The sequence below is a fragment of the Staphylococcus sp. EG-SA-2 genome (genome assembly GCF_017152085.1).
In genome coordinates this window covers 1-18,173 of record NZ_JACYHC010000554.1, presented here as the reverse complement: position 1 = coordinate 18,173, position 18,173 = coordinate 1, and the positions used below count along the sequence as shown (strand labels likewise).

The 18,173-nt window shown below is 31.5% G+C and carries 22 protein-coding genes, 1 pseudogene and 1 riboswitch; of the genes and pseudogenes, 3 read left to right on the top strand and 20 right to left on the bottom strand.

Going from position 1 to position 18,173, the window contains the following annotated elements; all coding sequences use genetic code 11:
• Positions 1-17: 17 nt before the first annotated feature.
• The 11 genes from recN to IDG60_RS09415 all read right to left on the bottom strand — a co-directional run bounded on the left by recN (position 18) and on the right by IDG60_RS09415 (position 9,796).
• A complete protein-coding gene (gene recN, locus IDG60_RS09465) occupies positions 18-1,697 on the bottom strand; it encodes a DNA repair protein RecN (protein ID WP_000942210.1) in 1,680 nt (559 codons plus the stop codon).
• Between the two features lie 15 nt (positions 1,698-1,712).
• Positions 1,713-2,165, bottom strand: a complete 453-nt coding sequence (ahrC, locus tag IDG60_RS09460) for a transcriptional regulator AhrC/ArgR (protein ID WP_001124985.1) — start codon at positions 2,163-2,165, stop codon at positions 1,713-1,715.
• Between the two features lie 431 nt (positions 2,166-2,596).
• Positions 2,597-3,478, bottom strand: a complete 882-nt coding sequence (locus tag IDG60_RS09455) for a polyprenyl synthetase family protein (protein ID WP_000183383.1) — start codon at positions 3,476-3,478, stop codon at positions 2,597-2,599.
• On the bottom strand, positions 3,456-3,686 hold the full coding sequence (locus IDG60_RS09450; protein ID WP_000159865.1) for an exodeoxyribonuclease VII small subunit: 231 nt from the start codon (positions 3,684-3,686) through the stop codon (positions 3,456-3,458). The genes IDG60_RS09455 and IDG60_RS09450 overlap by 23 nt, the downstream gene beginning before the upstream one ends.
• On the bottom strand, positions 3,679-5,016 hold the full coding sequence (xseA, locus tag IDG60_RS09445) for an exodeoxyribonuclease VII large subunit (protein WP_001286928.1): 1,338 nt from the start codon (positions 5,014-5,016) through the stop codon (positions 3,679-3,681). The genes IDG60_RS09450 and xseA overlap by 8 nt, the downstream gene beginning before the upstream one ends.
• 16 nt (positions 5,017-5,032) lie before the next feature.
• Positions 5,033-5,422 (bottom strand): transcription antitermination factor NusB, encoded by a 390-nt coding sequence (gene nusB, locus IDG60_RS09440; RefSeq protein WP_000087385.1) that lies wholly within the window; start codon positions 5,420-5,422, stop codon positions 5,033-5,035.
• A 59-nt stretch (positions 5,423-5,481) separates the two neighbouring features.
• Entirely contained in the window at positions 5,482-5,844 is a 363-nt protein-coding gene (locus tag IDG60_RS09435; RefSeq protein ID WP_000241588.1) for an Asp23/Gls24 family envelope stress response protein, read from the bottom strand.
• Positions 5,845-5,858: 14 nt separating this feature from the next.
• Positions 5,859-7,214, bottom strand: a complete 1,356-nt coding sequence (gene accC / locus IDG60_RS09430) for an acetyl-CoA carboxylase biotin carboxylase subunit (RefSeq protein WP_000756612.1) — start codon at positions 7,212-7,214, stop codon at positions 5,859-5,861.
• Positions 7,214-7,678: an acetyl-CoA carboxylase biotin carboxyl carrier protein gene (accB, locus tag IDG60_RS09425; protein ID WP_001009516.1), complete on the bottom strand. Its 465-nt coding sequence runs from the start codon at positions 7,676-7,678 to the stop codon at positions 7,214-7,216. The genes accC and accB overlap by 1 nt, the downstream gene beginning before the upstream one ends.
• A 473-nt stretch (positions 7,679-8,151) precedes the next feature.
• Positions 8,152-8,709, bottom strand: coding sequence for an elongation factor P (gene efp / locus IDG60_RS09420; protein ID WP_000626504.1), 558 nt, complete (start codon positions 8,707-8,709; stop codon positions 8,152-8,154).
• A 25-nt stretch (positions 8,710-8,734) separates the two neighbouring features.
• Complete coding sequence (locus IDG60_RS09415) at positions 8,735-9,796, bottom strand: M24 family metallopeptidase (RefSeq protein ID WP_000087103.1); 1,062 nt, start codon at positions 9,794-9,796, stop codon at positions 8,735-8,737.
• A 104-nt stretch (positions 9,797-9,900) separates the two neighbouring features.
• Between IDG60_RS09415 and IDG60_RS09410 the strand changes: the two genes are divergently transcribed.
• Complete coding sequence (locus IDG60_RS09410; RefSeq protein ID WP_000737686.1) at positions 9,901-10,482, top strand: hypothetical protein; 582 nt, start codon at positions 9,901-9,903, stop codon at positions 10,480-10,482.
• Positions 10,483-10,495: 13 nt separating this feature from the next.
• Positions 10,496-10,714 carry an SA1362 family protein gene (locus IDG60_RS09405; protein ID WP_001244298.1) on the top strand — a complete coding sequence of 73 codons (219 nt, stop codon included), beginning with the start codon at positions 10,496-10,498 and terminating at the stop codon, positions 10,712-10,714.
• A 63-nt stretch (positions 10,715-10,777) separates the two neighbouring features.
• Here IDG60_RS09405 and IDG60_RS09400 read toward each other — a convergent pair whose 3' ends face one another.
• Positions 10,778-11,608, bottom strand: coding sequence for a lipoate--protein ligase family protein (locus IDG60_RS09400; protein WP_000141109.1), 831 nt, complete (start codon positions 11,606-11,608; stop codon positions 10,778-10,780).
• A gap of 157 nt (positions 11,609-11,765) precedes the next feature.
• On the opposite strand from IDG60_RS09400, the gene IDG60_RS09395 reads away from it, so the two are divergent.
• Positions 11,766-12,152 (top strand): rhodanese-like domain-containing protein, encoded by a 387-nt coding sequence (locus IDG60_RS09395; protein WP_001276571.1) that lies wholly within the window; start codon positions 11,766-11,768, stop codon positions 12,150-12,152.
• 364 nt (positions 12,153-12,516) lie between these two features.
• Here the strand turns inward: IDG60_RS09395 and gcvPB are convergent, their stop codons facing one another.
• From gcvPB to IDG60_RS09355, 8 genes and pseudogenes are all read right to left on the bottom strand, one after another.
• Positions 12,517-13,989 (bottom strand): aminomethyl-transferring glycine dehydrogenase subunit GcvPB, encoded by a 1,473-nt coding sequence (gene gcvPB / locus IDG60_RS09390; protein ID WP_000202188.1) that lies wholly within the window; start codon positions 13,987-13,989, stop codon positions 12,517-12,519.
• Positions 13,982-15,328, bottom strand: a complete 1,347-nt coding sequence (gcvPA, locus tag IDG60_RS09385) for an aminomethyl-transferring glycine dehydrogenase subunit GcvPA (RefSeq protein WP_000019691.1) — start codon at positions 15,326-15,328, stop codon at positions 13,982-13,984. The genes gcvPB and gcvPA overlap by 8 nt, the downstream gene beginning before the upstream one ends.
• 19 nt (positions 15,329-15,347) lie before the next feature.
• A complete protein-coding gene (gene gcvT / locus IDG60_RS09380; protein WP_000093349.1) occupies positions 15,348-16,439 on the bottom strand; it encodes a glycine cleavage system aminomethyltransferase GcvT in 1,092 nt (363 codons plus the stop codon).
• A 74-nt stretch (positions 16,440-16,513) separates the two neighbouring features.
• Positions 16,514-16,611, bottom strand: a riboswitch (glycine riboswitch).
• Positions 16,598-17,122, bottom strand: coding sequence for a shikimate kinase (locus tag IDG60_RS09375; RefSeq protein WP_001015120.1), 525 nt, complete (start codon positions 17,120-17,122; stop codon positions 16,598-16,600). (Overlaps the previous riboswitch by 14 nt.)
• On the bottom strand, positions 17,112-17,258 hold the full coding sequence (locus IDG60_RS09370; RefSeq protein WP_001789879.1) for a hypothetical protein: 147 nt from the start codon (positions 17,256-17,258) through the stop codon (positions 17,112-17,114). The genes IDG60_RS09375 and IDG60_RS09370 overlap by 11 nt, the downstream gene beginning before the upstream one ends.
• A 96-nt stretch (positions 17,259-17,354) precedes the next feature.
• A complete protein-coding gene (locus IDG60_RS09365) occupies positions 17,355-17,852 on the bottom strand; it encodes a competence type IV pilus minor pilin ComGF (RefSeq protein ID WP_001789864.1) in 498 nt (165 codons plus the stop codon).
• Positions 17,770-18,069 carry a hypothetical protein gene (locus tag IDG60_RS09360; RefSeq protein ID WP_000844413.1) on the bottom strand — a complete coding sequence of 100 codons (300 nt, stop codon included), beginning with the start codon at positions 18,067-18,069 and terminating at the stop codon, positions 17,770-17,772. The genes IDG60_RS09365 and IDG60_RS09360 overlap by 83 nt, the downstream gene beginning before the upstream one ends.
• A pseudogene (locus IDG60_RS09355) lies at positions 18,056-18,173 on the bottom strand (competence type IV pilus minor pilin ComGD); the annotation flags it as partial. The gene IDG60_RS09360 and the pseudogene IDG60_RS09355, both read right to left, overlap by 14 nt.

The following is an 18,173-nucleotide window of genomic DNA, read 5'->3' as shown; positions in this document are numbered from 1 at the left end:
TCAACACACTTTGGAAATTATCTACGTCTTTGATTGTGTTGTATCATTTCTCTTGCATTTTCTCGAGTTAAATCAGTAACACTTGCACCTGAAATCATTCGTGCAATTTCATCTACTTTATCATCGCCAATTAACTCTTGAACTTGTGTTGTTGTACGATCATCTTTTGATGACTTCGAAATTAATAAATGATGGTCGCTCATCGATGCAACTTGTGGCAAGTGAGAAATACAAATAACTTGTATATATTCTGCTATATCTCGCATTTTCTCTGCCATTTTTTGTGCGGCTTGTCCAGATACACCTGAGTCAACCTCATCGAATAAAATTGCAGTTTGACCTCTCGATTTAACAAAAATACTTTTTAACGCTAACATAATTCTAGAAAGTTCTCCACCTGATGCAATTTTATTTAAACTTTTTAATGGTTCCCCTTTATTTGGACTGATTAAAAATTCTACAAATTCGATTCCATCAATATTCGGTTCTTCTAATTTTTTAAATGAAATCTCAAGATTTGCGTCTTTCATTTGTAAGTTTTGAATTTCCGATACAATGTGGTCTCTTAACTCCCTAGCGACTATACGACGCTGCTTTGATAACGCTTGTCCAACCTCTATAACTTGATTATACAATGCATTTATTTCTTCTCGTAACTGCGATGTACTTTGTTCATAGTTTTCAATTTTATTGATTTCATTATTAAGCTTTTCTTGATATGCGATTAATTCTGAAATATCTTTTCCATATTTACGTTTTAAATTATTCAGCAAATTCATACGAGATTCATACTCGTTTAACACTTGTTCGTCGAATTCTGTATTAGCCATTTCATCATATAACTCATGTTTTGCATCTTCTAAAATGTAATAAAATTGATCAATATCTTCTTTTAATTTGTCATATTTATTTGGAACTATATCGTTTATTGTTAACAAATGGTTGCTTAGTTCATACAAACGATCAGTGATAGCATTTTCATCCGTTAATGTCATATGTGCGTTATTAAGCGCTAAGCTTAATTTTTCAGAGTTTTGAATGCGTTTAATATCTATTTCAAGTTGCTCTATTTCGCCTTCTTTTAGATGTGCTTCAGACAATTCTTCTAATTGGAATTTCATTAAATCTAAACGCTGCAGCAATGCTTGGTCTGCTGATTCTAAATCTTCTAACTCTTGCTTTTTGGCTTTATAATTTTGAAAAGTTTGGTGATATTTATCCAACAAATCTTGATAACGTGATTCTGCGTAATTATCCAATAATGTTAAATGGTATTTTTGTTTCAACAAAGACTGCGTTTCATGTTGGCCATGAATATCTAATAATTCTTGCATAACTTTTCGTAAATCTTGTAAAGTAACTGTTTGATTATTAATTTTACAAAGACTTTTACCAGAGCTAAAAATTTCCCGTTTAACTAATAAAAAATCTTCATCTACATCAATATCCATATTTTTCAATATATGTATAGCATCTTTACTCTCGTCAATATCAAATATACCTTCGATGACAGCCTTTTTTTCACCATGTCTTACAAAATCAGATGAAGCTCTCATTCCAATTAATTGTCCAATTGCATCTATAATAATTGACTTACCTGAACCCGTTTCACCACTTAAAACAGTTAAACCATCAGAAAATTGAATTTCTAATTCTTCAATAATAGCAAATTGCTTGATTGATAAGGTTTGTAACATAAACTCATCGCATCCTTATAACAAATTGAAAATTCTTGACTTGATTTCATCACTTGCCTCTTTGCTTCGACAAATAATTAAACAAGTATCATCACCACAAATTGTGCCTAGTACTTCTTCCCAATTGATTTGGTCTAATATAGCTCCAATAGATTGTGCATTACCAGGTAATGTTTTTAGAACAAGTAAATTATCAGTACCATCTATATTAACAAAGGAATCCATTAAATAACGTCCCAATTTTTCTAAAGGATGGAATTTTCTATCATTTGGTAAACTATAAACATATTGACCTGAAGGTATAGGTACTTTAATAAGTTGTAGTTCTTTAATATCACGAGAAACAGTTGCTTGAGTGACATTTAAATCATAATCGTTTAATCGTTTAACTAATTCATCTTGTGTCTCTATCTGTTCATTTGAAATAATTTCTCTAATTTTTATATGCCTAACCGATTTTTTGGGCACAGTAAACACCTCTGATTACGAATATTTATACATTTATTTTAACACATGCACTGATTTACGACTACTAAACACCTTTACGTAAAAAGGGTAAACATGGTTTATCTATCTTGGTTATCTATTTATAAATATTTTTCATATTACGCATAACAATTGCTTAAAATATGTATAAAAATGAATATATGTGTAATAAACTTGCTAATTATTAGATTTAATAAGCGTCAATTGTTTGAACATATTTAATTAAAATCACATTGATGTCACAGATACGAATATTGTCGTATAGAAATTGAAAATTCTATTTTTTAAATGAAAGTCTTCAACATAATTTTAAGTTTCAACATGAGAAAAATCGATTAACAAACAACGTCAGTTGAATATGCCTTTTGAGACATTTCAAACTTTACAATTGTTGCTAATCGATATATTTGCTTTTAGTGATCCCTGCTATAAAATAAATCAACGATTTCTAATAAGTGTTTTGTATTGAATTGTTCATCAATTTGCGTTAGTTCATCCACTGCTGCGTCTCTATGATAAGTCAATTTATCTTCTGCGCCATCTTTCCCTAATAAACTCACGTACGTACTTTTATTATTTTCAAGATCGCTGCCCACTTTTTTACCTAACTTTGCTTCATCACCATAGCAGTCTAATAAATCATCTTTAATCTGGAACATCATACCTAAATGATAACTATAACTTTCTAAATGTTCTTTAGTTGCATCATCGACATTAGCGATATCTGCTGCACTCATAACCGCAAAAGTTAATAATGCTCCTGTTTTTGTTTTGTGTATCATTTCCAAAGTTTCAAGATCAATTGGTTGGCCTTCGCTTTGCATATCTAACATTTGACCGCCGACCATTCCAACATGACCACTTGCTATTGACAGCCGTTGTAGAACTTTTATTTTTACTTCATCAGTTAATCTATCATCACTTGAAATAAGTTCAAATGCTTTAGTTAATAAAGCATCACCTGCTAATATCGCAGTCCACTCACCATATACTTTATGATTTGTTAATTTCCCTCGTCGATAATCATCATTATCCATCGCTGGTAGGTCATCATGAATAAGTGAATATGTATGAATCATTTCTAGTGCAATTGCGCTCTTCACACCTAACTCATACTCGGTATTTAGTGAATCTAAAGTGAGTAATAACAGAACTGGTCGGATGCGTTTACCTCCAGCATTTAATGAATACAACATGCTTTCTTCTAGCTGAGTATCCATTACTGATTTATTTATCGCAACCGATAATTCATTATTGACTTCATCTATTAATTTATTCATCGGTAGATTCGTCATTTTTTACATCCTCAGCTTCTTCTTTTATTAAGTCATTCACCTTTTTTTCGGCATTTTTTAAAGTTGTGTCACAAGCTGCTGATAGTTTCATACCACGTTGATATAAATCTAATGATTCCTCTAAAGATACTGTTTCATTATCTAATTTTTGAACAATTTGCTCTAATTCTTGCATCATTTCTTCAAAACTTTGCGTTTCTTTAGTCATTATTACACCTTACTTTCGTAACTTTTGCATCTACTAAGCCATCTTTCATTGTTAACGTCAATTGATCATTTTCTGTTAAATCTTTAGTACTCGTAATGACTTCGTCTTTTTTATTAACAATTGCATATCCACGCAACATTGTATTAGTTGGACTTAAATTGTTTAAGTTTTCTACTTTATTTTTCAAATCATTTTTATAACTTAATATCTTAGAATTCAATAATTTAACAAGTTGGTTTGTCAATTGAAGATTATTTTGTTGTTCTTGATTAACACTACTTAGTAATGCTTTTAAATTATAACGTTGTTGCAACAGCATTAATCGATGTCTCTGTTGTTCAAAAGTTGCCTGAATTTGTTGTTTCAGTCTCTTTTCTAAATCATCTCGACGTTGTATCTGTTGATCATACAATAAAGTTGGTTGTTTAAACTTGTAATACGATGACAAATGTTCAACATGTTTACGTTGTTGTTCTAAATGTTTCTTGATGAAACGAGTCAATGTAAACTGATATTGCTGTATTTGTTGCAGCAATTCATATTGGTCTGGTGTTGCAATAACAGCAGCTTGAGTTGGAGTCGCAGCTCTGATGTCTGCAGCAAAATCACTTAATGTAAAGTCTGTTTCATGACCTACTGCTGATATAATCGGTGTCTTACAATTATATATTGCACGGACGACAGCTTCTTCGTTGAAATTCCATAAATCTTCTATGGATCCACCACCTCGACCTACAATAATGGTATCTACACCTAAACTATCTGCATATTCAATTTTTTCAATAATGTCGTCTTTTGCTTTTTCACCTTGAACCAAAGTACTAATTTGTATTTGTTCAGCTAATGGAAAACGACTATTTATCGTTGAATGGATATCTCGAATTGCGGCACCTGTACTCGCTGTTAAAACTGCAATTTTTTTAGGAAACTTAGGTATTGATTTCTTATTCGCTTTATCAAAACAACCTTCTTCAGTTAATTTTTTCTTTAATGCTTCTAATTTTTGATATAAGTTCCCTATACCATCTAATTGCATTTTATTTACATAAATTTGATAGTTTCCACGACGTTCAAAAACAGAAACACGTGCTTCTAATAAGACTTCATCTCCTTCTTTAGGTTCGAAGTTTAATTTAGAAGCACTACCTTTGAACATCATGGCACTTATAACGCTTTCTTTATCTTTCACATTAAAGTATAAATGACCACTTGAATGCTTTTTGAAATTTGAAAGCTCACCTTTAATCAATACAGATTGGAGATGTGGATCTTGATCAAATTTATATTTAATATATTTCGTTAAAGCTGAAACACTTAAATAATCTGACATATAACATCACTCAATTTTATTTTTTTATATTACTCAATACACCATTTATAAATTTATAATGATCATCATCACTGAATTGTTTTGTTAATTCAACTGCTTCATTCATTACGACTTTAGCAGGTGTATCACTGTGTAATATTTCATATGTTGCCATTCTTAAAATAATACGATCCGTTTTTAATAAACGTGCAATAGTCCAATCTTTTAAATAAGGACTAATTGTCTCGTCTAATACAGGTTCGTGATCTTTAACGCCAGAAACTAGCCAATGAATAAATTCAAAGTCTAAATCTGGATTATCGTCTTTAATAAAACTTATCGCTTCATTTATCGTTAAATCACTGTCCTTCATTTCTAATTGAAATAAAGTTTGAAAAGCTTGCACTCGGGATTCTTTACGACTCATTTTTAACTCCTTCAAACGTTTGTATTTTTCTTTATTTAATTACTGAATTAGGTATGACATTACTTTTCAATAACGATTTGTGTAATGTGAATATTAATTTGCTTAGGTTCTATCGCTGTCATATTAGAAATTGAATTAAAAATTGACGTTTGAATTTTGTTTGCAGTTTTTGAAATATTAACACCATGTTTTAATGCACAATATACATCTATATATATGCCATCTTCTTTACTCTCGATTTTTAAATCACGGCTTAAATTTTTACGACTAACTTTTTCTAAATTTGTTTCTTTTAATTCAGCAAAATGGCCAGTGATGCCTTCGACTTCCGAAGTAGCTATACTTGCAATAACAGATAGCACTTCTGGCGCTATTTCTACTTTACCTAATTTTGAATTTGAATAATCAGTTACTTTGACCATGGATTGACCTCCTATTAACCTTCATCATTCATAATGCTATTTTGCTCTAAAAAGTTTGTATTAAATTTACCGCTTCTAAATATATCGTTATTCAATAATTTAATATGGAATGGAATAGTTGTATCAATACCAAGAACCACAAATTCACTTAATGCACGAATGCCAGCCATAATCGCTTCATCTCGTGTCGGTTCATGTATGATTAATTTCGCTACCATCGAATCATAATATGGCGGTATCGTATAATTAGTATAACATGCTGACTCTATTCGAACACCATATCCACCTGGTGCAAGATATTGCTCAATTTTACCTGGTGATGGCATAAAGTTCTTGTAAGGATTTTCAGCATTAATTCTAAATTCAATTGCGTGTCCTGTTAATTTAATATCTTCTTGTTTATACGGTAACACGTCACCCATAGCAACTTGTAATTGTAATTTAACTAAATCAATTCCTGTTACCATTTCAGTTACAGGATGTTCTACTTGAATACGTGTATTCATTTCCATAAAATAAAATTTATTATCATTTAAATCATATATAAACTCAATTGTTCCCGCATTTTCATAATTTACAGCTTTCGCTGCACGAACTGCGGCATTTCCCATTTCACGACGTGTTTCATCATCTAAAATTGGGGAAGGTGCTTCTTCCACTAATTTCTGCATACGTCTTTGAATTGTACAATCACGTTCTCCTAAATGAATTACATTACCATAGCTGTCCCCAACAATTTGGATTTCAATATGGCGGAAGTTTTCGATGAATTTCTCCATATAAAGTCCACCATTACCAAATGCAGTTTGAGCTTCTTGTTCTGTCATTCGGAAGCCAGTTTCAAGTTCTTTTTCATCACGAGCAACACGGATACCTTTTCCGCCACCACCAGCAGTAGCTTTAATGATGACCGGATAGCCAATTTTCTTAGCGATTTTCTTAGCTTCTGAGACGTCTTTCATTAAACCGTCACTACCAGGAACAACTGGAACATTGGCTTTGATCATTTCTGCCTTAGCAACATCTTTGATACCCATTTTTTGGATAGATTGATAACTTGGTCCAATGAACTTCAATTGGCATGCTTCGCATAATTCTGCAAAGTCAGCATTTTCAGCTAAAAAGCCATAACCCGGATGAACGCCATCACAACCTGTAGAAGTTGCAATAGATAAGATGTTCGGAATATTTAAATATGAATCTTTAGACAAAGTGGGACCTACGCAATATGCTTCATCAGCAATTTGAGTATGTAGCGCATCTTTATCCCCTTCAGAATAGATTGCAACAGTTTGGATGCCTAAATCACGACAAGCGCGAATAATCCTAACTGCGATTTCACCGCGGTTTGCAATTAAAACCTTTTTCATTATTTCACCTTAAATAACGGTTGGCCATACTCTACCATTTGTCCGTCTTCTACTAAGATTTCAACAATTTCACCTGAAATTTCTGCTTGAATTTCATTAAATAGTTTCATTGCCTCTAAAATACACACTGTTGTTTCATTTGAAACAGTGTCCCCAACTTGCACATATGCTTCTTCGTCTGGAGATGGCGATTTGTAAAATGTACCTACCATAGGTGCATTAATTGTTTTGTGATTATCTGAAGTTGGCTTTGGAGCTTCAGTTTTATTGCTATCAGTTGATTGTGCTTGAGGCATAGGCATTGCCGCAGCTTCAACTGGCATTTGTGAGATTTGTGGCGTGATAATCTCAGTTTCTTTTTCTTTCTTAAGCGTCACTTTGCCTTTAGTATCTTCAATATTGATTTCCGTTAAAGTTGATTTATCCAGAATTTCAATTAATTCTTTGATTTCTTTAAAGTTCATTATTACTGACTCCTTCAGTTTGTTTTCATCTACCCGTCTATTTTACTTGAGACAACTCTTCAATTCAAGCATGTTCATATTGCTGGCGACATTATAAGTCTATCCCAAAGTTATAATAAAACCACATTTTAAATTAAAAACACTTGTGTATTTATTACTTAACATTGACTCATCTTAACTCTTGATTAAAAATTTTATGCATTCAGTTAAACATATCAATGTTATTTTTATTAGCTATTATGTTTTATCCTCAACAATATGATATGTAGATATATACCTTTACTCATGTCTATGTTTTTTCACTACCAATTAGACGATTCGTTTTATATTTTAAAAATTATTTTAAAAATAAAAAGCCTCATATCAGCATATAACCTATAATCATTTTAGGCAATAGCTTTATGAGACTTATTTAGAATATCTTACGTTAAATCAGTATAGTGAATACAAGCTATTTGTTAACAAATTAGAGATTATCCTCTTGAAATGTAGCTTCCATCACCAGTGTTGATAATTAAAACGTCACCTTCGTTTACAAATAAAGGTACATTTAATGTATAACCAGTTTCAACAGTTGCCGATTTAGTGGCACCAGTTGCAGTATCACCTTTAATACCAGGTTCTGTTTCAGTTACTGTTAATTCAACAGTTTTAGGTAATTCAACACCGATAGTTTCACCTTCGTATGTTTGAATTTGTACTTCCATACCTTCTTTTAAGTAATTCAATTCTTCTTTTAAGTAATCACTTGAAAGTTCTGTTTGTTCAAAGCTTTCATTATCCATAAATACATGATTATCTCCGTCAGCATATAAATATTGCATGCGACGATTTTCAATCATTGCTGGTTCAACTTTTTCACCAGCTCTAAACGTTTTCTCTTGAATTGCACCAGTTCTTAAATTACGTAATTTTGAACGAACGAATGCTGAACCTTTACCAGGCTTTACATGTTGGAAGTCTATAACTTTCCAAATAGCGTTATCAACAGAAATTGTTAAACCTGTTTTAAAATCATTAACCGAAATCATTCAGTTTCCTCCTCATTTTACACGCTTATGTTAAAACTATAAGGTCTTTTGTGCATTTAGTAAAGACTTGACAACCATTTTCTGTAATTAAAATATCATCTTCTATTCTTATACCGCCCAAACCTTCTATATAAACACCAGGTTCTACTGTAACACAGTTGTTAACTTGAAGTTTATCTTGTATCGTACGAGCCAGCATTGGCCCTTCATGGATTTCTAAACCAATACCATGTCCTAGTGAATGTCCAAATTCTTTTCCATACCCTTTTGACTCTAAATAGTTTCTTGAAATGGCATCAGCTTCTGCACCAGTCATGCCAGGTCTAATCTCATTAATTGCTTTCATTTGAGATTCAAGTACTATTTGATATATTTCTTTCAGTTTAGGATCTGGTTCTCCAATAGCAAATGTTCTAGTAATATCTGAACAATAGCCGTTATAATACGCGCCAAAATCTAATGTAATCATGTCGCCTTTTTCAATAATTTTATCACTTGCAACACCATGTGGTAATGCACCTCTATGACCAGATGCTACAATCGTATCAAATGATGGTCCATCTGCTCCTAATTCTAGCATTTTACTTTCTAATATTGCCTTTAATTCTTTTTCAGTCATACCTGCTTTTACAACAGTTAAAATATATTCATATGTTTCATCAACAATATTAGCTGCTTTTTGAATTAAAGCAATTTCGTCAACATCTTTGACGTCTCTAATTTTATCTACAGTATTAGAAATGCTTATTAATGATATACGGCTTTTATTTAATTCAAGGTATGTATCATAACTTACATGATGCCCCTCAAAACCTATATTTTCAAAATTTTCTTGGTGTAGCAATTCTTTAATCTCACCAATAATAGTAGATTTACGATTAATAATTTCATAATTTGGCGCCTGCTTAGTTGCTTGATCAATATATCTAAAGTCTGTTATCAAATATTGTTTATCTTTAGATATGATAAGTGCTCCACTGGTACCAGTAAAACCTGATAAATATCTTCTATTGTAATCCGAAAGAATGATAATCGCATCTAAATGTTTTTGTTCTAAAATACGATGCACTTGTGTTATTCTGCTCATCTTATTACCTCCTAGTGAAACGTTTGTGCATTTCAACTTTATACATTAAAATAATATCATAATAAGGATAAAAAATAATAGATATTGATTTTAGGGAGATAGTAATGAAAAAATTGGTTTCAATTGTTGGCGCAACATTATTGTTAGCTGGATGTGGATCACAAAATTTAGCACCATTAGAAGAAAAAACAACAGATTTAAGAGAAGATAATCATCAACTCAAACTAGATATTCAAGAACTTAATCAACAAATTAGTGATTCTAAATCTAAAATTAAAGGGCTTGAAAAGGATAAAGAAAACAGTAAAAAAACTGCATCTAATAATACGAAAATTAAATTGATGAATGTTACATCAACATACTACGACAAAGTTGCTAAAGCTTTGAAATCCTATAACGATATTGAGAAAGATGTAAGTAAAAACAAAGGCGATAAGAATGTTCAATCGAAATTAAATCAAATTTCTAATGATATTCAAAGTGCTCACACTTCATACAAAGATGCTATCGATGGTTTATCACTTAGTGATGATGATAAAAAAACGTCTAAAAATATCGATAAATTAAACTCTGATTTGAATCATGCATTTGATGATATTAAAAATGGCTATCAAAATAAAGATAAAAAACAACTTACAAAAGGACAACAAGCGTTGTCAAAATTAAACTTAAATGCAAAATCATGATAGGAGTCTTTTAATGCGTAATATAATATTTTATCTTGTACTTATTATTGCTGCGATTGGATTAGTAATGAATCTAGATGCCTTTATTTTTTCAATCGTCAGAATGTTAATCAGCTTTGCTGTAATAGCTGGTATTATTTATCTGATTTATTATTTCTTCATCTTAACTGAAGACCAACGCAAATATCGCAAAGCAATGCGTAAGTATAAAAGAAATCAAAGAAGAAAATAGATAAAAAAACGGAAGCACTTGTAGGTAAAATAGTCTACGTGCTTCCATTTTTTATTCTAAAAACTACTTTCTAAACATCCATTCATCTGAACGATATTTTTCAGTTAATTCTTCCACTTCTGCCAATTGAGCTTCTGTTAATTCAAGTGGCTTTAATTCTATATTTAAACCTTTCTTAAAACCTTTCTCGAAAGCTTCTTCCATTTGACTAATAGTAATGTGTTCATCTGAAATATCATTGATGGCAACTGCTTTTTCAACGAATGCCTCTTTCATTTTTAATTTTAATCTTTCATTTTTATAAATAAACATATCAAACAGTTCATCAATATCAATATCTTGTAAAATCGAACCGTGTTGGAGGATTACGCCCTTTTGTCTCGTTTGAGCACTCCCAGCAATCTTACGGCCTTCAACAACTAGCTCATACCAACTTGGTGCATCAAAACACACTGAACTTCGAGGTTGTTTTAATTTTTGACGCTCTTCAGGCGTTTTAGGTACCGCAAAATAAGTATCAAATCCTAAGTTTTTAAATCCTTCTAATAATCCTTGTGAAATCACTCTGTACGCTTCTGTAACTGTAGAAGGCATATTCGGATGCGATTCAGGCACAATCACACTGTAAGTTAACTCTTTATCATGTAGCACCCCACGGCCACCAGTTTGACGCCTTACGAGACCAAAACCTTTCTCTTTAACCTTATCAATATCAATTTCTTTTTGTAGCCTTTGGAAATACCCTATTGATAATGTTGCAGGATTCCATGTGTAAAAACGTATAACTGGATCAATTTCACCTCTAGAGACAAAATTTAATAACGCTTCATCCATTGCCATATTATAATATGGGTCTTTACTTCCTGTATTAATAAAATTCCAAGTTTCAGTCATATTCAAGAACTCCTATCAGCAAAATGTATAATATTTGATTCGCTAATTAATCAATTTAACTAAATGAATAATAATTGCAATTCTTTAGTGAAATATTTTGATAATTTGACCTAACAGTCTTATAATTATATTATCGTTTAATTAGGGAGGATGCAAGATGAGTGCTAGTTTGTACATCGCAATAATTTTAGTTATAGCAATTATTGCTTATATGATTGTTCAACAAATTCTTAACAAGCGAGCTGTTAAAGAATTAGATCAAAATGAATTCCATAATGGGATTAGAAAAGCTCAAGTCATCGATGTTAGAGAGAAAGTTGACTATGACTACGGTCACATTAATGGGTCTCGCAATATTCCTATGACAATGTTCAGGCAACGATTCCAAGGATTAAGAAAAGATCAACCGGTATACTTATGTGATGCCAATGGGATTGCTAGCTATAGAGCCGCTCGTATTTTGAAAAAGAATGGATATACAGATATCTATATGTTAAAAGGCGGCTATAAAAAATGGACTGGAAAAATAAAGTCTAAAAAATAGTTTTTGTAAATTTAATATACGATTTAATAAAATCTGAGTGTTAATTGATCATCAATAACAATACTCAGATTTTAATTTTTTAACAAAGTCTGTTACTATATTTCTCTAGCTTCACTGATCATTAAACTTAGTTTCAGCATAATAAAGAAAGTTCAGCTCATTTTCAATACGATTCAATTACCGCAATCTAAAAAATGAAAAGACAATTTCTATGAAAGAATAATACCAAACCCTAAGAGTTATTACTTCGGTTTATTTTTCTTGTTCAAATAGAAATTGTCTTTTTCAATTGATTTTGAAACCATTATCCTTAAATCTTCATACAAAGTTAGAATAATAATTCTCGGAATATGTGTTTAATACTTTATTTTTCCTGTTTAAGATTTTCAAACTTTAATATTGGTTTACGAGCAGCTGTAGCTTCGTCTAATCGATCAATCACAGTTGTATGTGGTGCTTCTAGCACTTTATCAGGATCATTTTTAGCTTCTTCAGCAATACTAATTAATGTATCGATAAAATAATCAAGTGTTTCTTTAGACTCTGTCTCAGTCGGTTCAATCATCATACCTTCTTCAACATTTAATGGGAAGTATATTGTTGGTGGATGTACACCGAAATCTAATAATCGCTTAGCCATGTCTAAAGTACGTACACCAAATTCTTTTTGACGCACACCACTTAACACAAACTCATGTTTACAATATTGTTTATAAGGTATTTCAAAGTGTTCAGATAAACGTGCTTTAATATAATTCGCATTAAGAACCGCTGCTTCCGAAACCTCTTTAAGTCCAGTTGCTCCCATAGTTCGAATATACGTATAAGCTCTTAAGTAAATACCAAAGTTACCATAAAATGGTTTTACACGTCCGATAGAATTTTTAATGTCATTATCATATTTAAATTTGTCGCCATCTTTAATAACCATTGGCTTTGGTAAGTAACTTGCTAGTTCTTTTACTACACCGACTGGACCTGAACCAGGACCGCCGCCACCATGTGGACCAGTAAATGTTTTATGCAAGTTTAAATGAACAGCATCAAATCCCATATCTCCTGGGCGAACTTTGTCCATAATAGCGTTTAAATTCGCACCATCATAATATAATAGACCACCAGCATTATGGACGATTTCACGGATTTCCATAATGTTTTTTTCGAAAATACCTAAAGTATTTGGATTAGTTAACATAATAGCTGCTGTATTTTCATTTACAACACGTTTCAAGTCATCAATATCAACTTCGCCACGTTCGTTTGATTTTACAGTAACTGATTTAAATCCTGCAAATGAAGCTGAGGCTGGATTCGTACCATGCGCAGAATCTGGCACAATGACTTCATCACGATGACCTTCACCATTATTCTCATGATAAGCTTTAAATATCATCAATGCAGTCCATTCACCATGTGCACCAGCAGCTGGTTGTAATGTTACCTCATCCATACCAGTAATTTCTTTTAATTCTTCTTGCAAACTATAAATAATTTCTAATGAACCTTGAACTTGGTCTTCATCTTGTAATGGATGTGATTCACTGAATCCTGGTATTCTAGCAACCTTTTCATTAATTTTAGGATTATACTTCATCGTACATGAACCCAATGGATAAAATCCGTTGTCTACACCGAAATTTTTATTTGAAAGTTCAGTATAATGACGTACTAAGTCTAGTTCAGCAACTTCAGGAAACTCCGCTTTGTTTTTACGAATAAATTTATCATCTAACAATGACTCAACAGAATTTGTTTTAATATCACTTTTTGGTAATGAATATGCATATCTGCCTTCACGAGATCTTTCAAAAATTAATGGACTTGATTTACTAGTCATTTAACTCACCAGCCTTTTCTACAAATGTATCGATTTCATCTTTTGTTCTTAATTCAGTTACAGCTATTAACATGTGATTTTTAAAGTCGTCTGAAACAACACCTAAATCAAAACCACCGATAATATTGTACTTCACTAATTCCTCGTTAACTTGTTGAATTGGTTTGTCAAATTTGACTACAAACTCATTGAAAGATGTACCATCTAATACTTCAAAACCTTTTTTAATAAATTGTTGTTTAGCATAGTTAGCATGTTCTATATTTTGAACTGCAATATCATAGATACCTTGTTTACCAAGTGCTGACATTGCAATTGATGACGCTAAAGCATTTAATGCTTGGTTAGAACAAATATTAGATGTCGCTTTATCGCGTCGAATATGTTGTTCACGTGCTTGTAATGTTAATACAAAGCCACGATTACCTTCATCATCTTGTGTTTGACCGACTAATCTACCTGGCACTTTACGCATTAACTTTTTCGTCGTTGCAAAATATCCACAATGTGGCCCACCGAATTGAGCAGGAATTCCGAATGGCTGAGTATCACCTACAACAATATCTGCACCAAATGAACCTGGAGGTGTAAGTAATCCCAATGCTAATGGATTTGCATATACGATAAATAATGCTTTTTTATCTTCAATAAAGCTTTGAATCTTTTCAAGATCTTCAATTGAACCGTAAAAGTTTGGATATTGTACTGCAACAGCTGCTGTTTCATCATCCACTGCTGCTTCTAATTTTTTCAAATCTGTAACAGTGCCATCTAAATCGATTTCCACTACTTCGAATTCCTTACGCGTCTTAGCATAAGTATGAAGTACTTGTAATGCTTGATAATGTAAACCTTTTGAGACTACAATTTTATTTTTCTTTGTTTGACTAAATGCTAAGATACATGCTTCAGCAAAGCTAGTCATCCCATCATACATAGAAGAATTTGCTACATCCATATCTGTTAATTCACAAATTAAAGTTTGGAACTCAAAAATGGCTTGTAATTCACCTTGAGAAATTTCCGGTTGATATGGCGTATATGCTGTGTAAAATTCTGATCTTGAAATCATAGCATCCACAACTGATGGCGCGTAATGATCATAAACACCAGCACCCAAAAATGATGTATGCGTTTCTTTAGTGATATTCTTGCTTGCAATGCGATTTAATCTTCTAAGTAACGTTGTTTCCGCTTCGCCTTCAGCAATATTTAAATCTCTATTTAATAAAATGTCACTTGGTACATCACCGAATAATTCTCCTATAGATTTTGCACCAATTGTTTGTAACATTTCTTGCTTGTCTTTTTCAGTTAAAGGTATATAACGATGACTCACAATGCACACCCCTTTTTAATTATTTATCAATTTGATTTTTCTTAACAATTTTCGCTTTTAATTGACGCTTACGAACTTGAACAAGCAACTCTCTACCCATTTCAAACTCATCTCTTTTTATCATTGCAAGTGCAATTGATTTTCCTGATGATGGAGACTGTGTTCCTGAAGTTACTTCTCCAATAATATTTCCATCTAAATCCATAACTTCATAACCAGTTCTTGCAATTCCTTTTTCAAGTAATTCTAATCCCACTGTTCTTCTTGGTGCACCATTTTCTTTTTGATCTTTTAATACAGATTTACCAATAAAATCAGCATCAATTAATGGTTTACTTGCAAAAGCGATACCACCTTCATATGGTGTAATTGATTCAGTTAAATCTTGTCCATGTAATGGCAATCCAGCCTCTAATCTTAATGTATCACGAGCGCCTAACCCACATGGCATAACATTATACTCTAATAAACCATCCCAAATTTTTTCAGTATCATCGATATTACAATAAATTTCAAACCCATCTTCACCTGTGTAACCTGACTGAGATAAAATGACGTTTGCTCCAAATAATTTGACACCCTGTTTAAATTCAAACATTTTCATTTCAGTTACATCTTCATCAACTAATTGATTAATTAAATCTCTAGCTTTTGGTCCTTGTATTGCTAATTGACCATATTGGTTTGATACATTTTGTACTTCAACATCAAATTTCTCTTTGTGTTTTAAAATCCAATTAAAATCTTTTTCAGTATTAGCAGCATTAACAACTAATAAATAATTGTCGTCAGCTAATTTATATATTACTAAATCATCAATAATACCGCCTTCTTCATTACATAAAGCAGTATATAATGCTTTTGAAGTAGTTAAATTATCAGTATCATTTGATAATAAATATTGCACAAACTGACTAGCATCTTTACCTGTTACTTCAATTTCACCCATATGACTAACATCAAACAGGCCAATTTCGTATCGAACAGCATTATGCTCCTCTTTAATACTTGAAAATTGAACAGGCATCGCCCATCCTCCGAATTCCACAATTTTTGCACCTCTATCAACATAATTTTGATATAAAGGTGTTTGTTTTAAATCACTTGACATTGAAATACCCCCTTAAAATTATAAAAACAGGATAGCAATCGCTACCCTGTTTATAAATCACCAATTCAGGAACGCGTTACAGTATTATCCTTTTGCCTGAGAGTTTCGTAATAAATTACTTGCACCTTCGGCGATAGAGTCTTAACGCTCTATTCTCTCTAATACTGATCACTCGCTTTTATTAAATTTAGCAATTCATAATATATTTCTGAAATTGATAGCAAATGACTATCAAATTTCTTGAATGCGATTTCATTATATCTTAAAATCCGCGAGCAATACAAGTCATTTAACTGCTTGATTGTCTTATTATTTGCATTAGGTCGATGTGGGTCATCATTGATTCGACTATATATAATATCAATATTACAATCTAACCAAATAATGTTTTTTTGATTTTTCAAAAAATTAAATGCCTCTTCACTTTCAATAATACCACCACCAGTAGCAATTATATCTGCAGTGTTAATACATTCTTGCAAACATGTGAACTCTAAATTCCTGAAATATTGTTCACCATGTTTACTAAATATTTCTGGTATTGTTAACTTATACTTCTCTTCGATATATGAATCTATATCAATAAATGATAAATTTTGCTCATCTGCAACGTATTTACCAATCGTAGATTTACCGGTACCCATGAAACCAATTAAAATTATTGGTGATTTATCATGATTCATGCGTTTTCCCTTCTTTCAATAACAAAACAATCTTATAGTTATAGTCAGTTTCAATATTATATAATGTCTTTAATTTTAAACTATATTGACTGATATAAAAAGTGAAAATGGAAAAATAAATTGCTGTTAGCATCAATAAGAACGGAGTTACATATCCTTTTTCTTTATATAAATCAAAATTAATAAATTATTTCACATCCTTTTTAATGGTACTCATTTAAATACTAGTAAGTTATACATAAATAGTTTTAGTCTGCACATTTGTACCGACTTTAACTGTTATCGTTATTTTAATAATGGATTTATAGTAGATATTTGCAGTAAATGCTGTAACATTATTAATCATTGTTATATTTCCTCTGTCATTTACAACTTTAATAATTTTATTATTAATTAATTTGTATTCGATCATTTCTTCACCTTTATGTAAAATGATACGGTGTTGCCTAATTTCAATATCGTTTCTATCTACTCCTTTAAAATCATCTAGAATATCTCTTGAGAAAAATTCGAAATCTACAGTTGTTAAATCCCTACTTTCAATTAGAAAAGTTTTACTAAGTCTAATTAAGTCTGGAACAATTAGTAAAGTTATACTTATAACCATCATCGCTACTAACATTTCAATGAGCGAAAAAGCTTTGACATTAATACTGTATACATGTCTTTTGATAAGAAGTGGTATTTTTTGAAATAGCACAAATTTGTTGGTCACTTTGCTTAATATCATACTTCCCTATAGTTACCCCCTTCTTAAGTTCTTCTTTATTAATTTTAGATACAGTCGTCAAAATTACTTTAGAAGCATCAATTGTTTGTAGTTTATGGTTTATACTCGCTTGCATTTGATTCATCATTGGTATCAATAGTAATGTAATCAATCCAATTAGCAAAAATCCAGCCATACTATCTATTAAGAATGAACCTTTACACTTATAGCTTTTCATAACGAATTCTTCCTTTTTCAATATGGAATATTATTCTATAAATTGAATTGTTATTGTCAATTGTTATGCTACCAAATTTATTGATATTCCCTTTTTTATCAAAG

Bases quoted from the DNA above. Each gene is read 5' to 3' on its own strand.
- gcvPB (WP_000202188.1), bottom strand. From the start codon at position 13,989: ATGACTAGTAAATCAAGTCCATTAATTTTTGAAAGATCTCGTGAAGGC.
- efp (WP_000626504.1), bottom strand. From the start codon at position 8,709: ATGATTTCGGTTAATGATTTTAAAACAGGTTTAACAATTTCTGTTGAT.
- IDG60_RS09375 (WP_001015120.1), bottom strand. From the start codon at position 17,122: ATGAATCATGATAAATCACCAATAATTTTAATTGGTTTCATGGGTACC.
- nusB (WP_000087385.1), bottom strand. From the start codon at position 5,422: ATGAGTCGTAAAGAATCCCGAGTGCAAGCTTTTCAAACTTTATTTCAA.
- IDG60_RS09435 (WP_000241588.1), bottom strand. From the start codon at position 5,844: ATGGTCAAAGTAACTGATTATTCAAATTCAAAATTAGGTAAAGTAGAA.
- xseA (WP_001286928.1), bottom strand. From the start codon at position 5,016: ATGTCAGATTATTTAAGTGTTTCAGCTTTAACGAAATATATTAAATAT.
- IDG60_RS09455 (WP_000183383.1), bottom strand. From the start codon at position 3,478: ATGACGAATCTACCGATGAATAAATTAATAGATGAAGTCAATAATGAA.
- IDG60_RS09415 (WP_000087103.1), bottom strand. From the start codon at position 9,796: ATGAGCAGAATAACACAAGTGCATCGTATTTTAGAACAAAAACATTTA.
- recN (WP_000942210.1), bottom strand. From the start codon at position 1,697: ATGTTACAAACCTTATCAATCAAGCAATTTGCTATTATTGAAGAATTA.
- IDG60_RS09360 (WP_000844413.1), bottom strand. From the start codon at position 18,069: ATGAAAAGCTATAAGTGTAAAGGTTCATTCTTAATAGATAGTATGGCT.
- IDG60_RS09450 (WP_000159865.1), bottom strand. From the start codon at position 3,686: ATGACTAAAGAAACGCAAAGTTTTGAAGAAATGATGCAAGAATTAGAG.
- IDG60_RS09410 (WP_000737686.1), top strand. From the start codon at position 9,901: ATGAAAAAATTGGTTTCAATTGTTGGCGCAACATTATTGTTAGCTGGA.
- accC (WP_000756612.1), bottom strand. From the start codon at position 7,214: ATGAAAAAGGTTTTAATTGCAAACCGCGGTGAAATCGCAGTTAGGATT.
- IDG60_RS09395 (WP_001276571.1), top strand. From the start codon at position 11,766: ATGAGTGCTAGTTTGTACATCGCAATAATTTTAGTTATAGCAATTATT.
- IDG60_RS09405 (WP_001244298.1), top strand. From the start codon at position 10,496: ATGCGTAATATAATATTTTATCTTGTACTTATTATTGCTGCGATTGGA.
- IDG60_RS09365 (WP_001789864.1), bottom strand. From the start codon at position 17,852: ATGATATTAAGCAAAGTGACCAACAAATTTGTGCTATTTCAAAAAATA.
- IDG60_RS09400 (WP_000141109.1), bottom strand. From the start codon at position 11,608: ATGACTGAAACTTGGAATTTTATTAATACAGGAAGTAAAGACCCATAT.
- accB (WP_001009516.1), bottom strand. From the start codon at position 7,678: ATGAACTTTAAAGAAATCAAAGAATTAATTGAAATTCTGGATAAATCA.
- gcvT (WP_000093349.1), bottom strand. From the start codon at position 16,439: ATGTCAAGTGATTTAAAACAAACACCTTTATATCAAAATTATGTTGAT.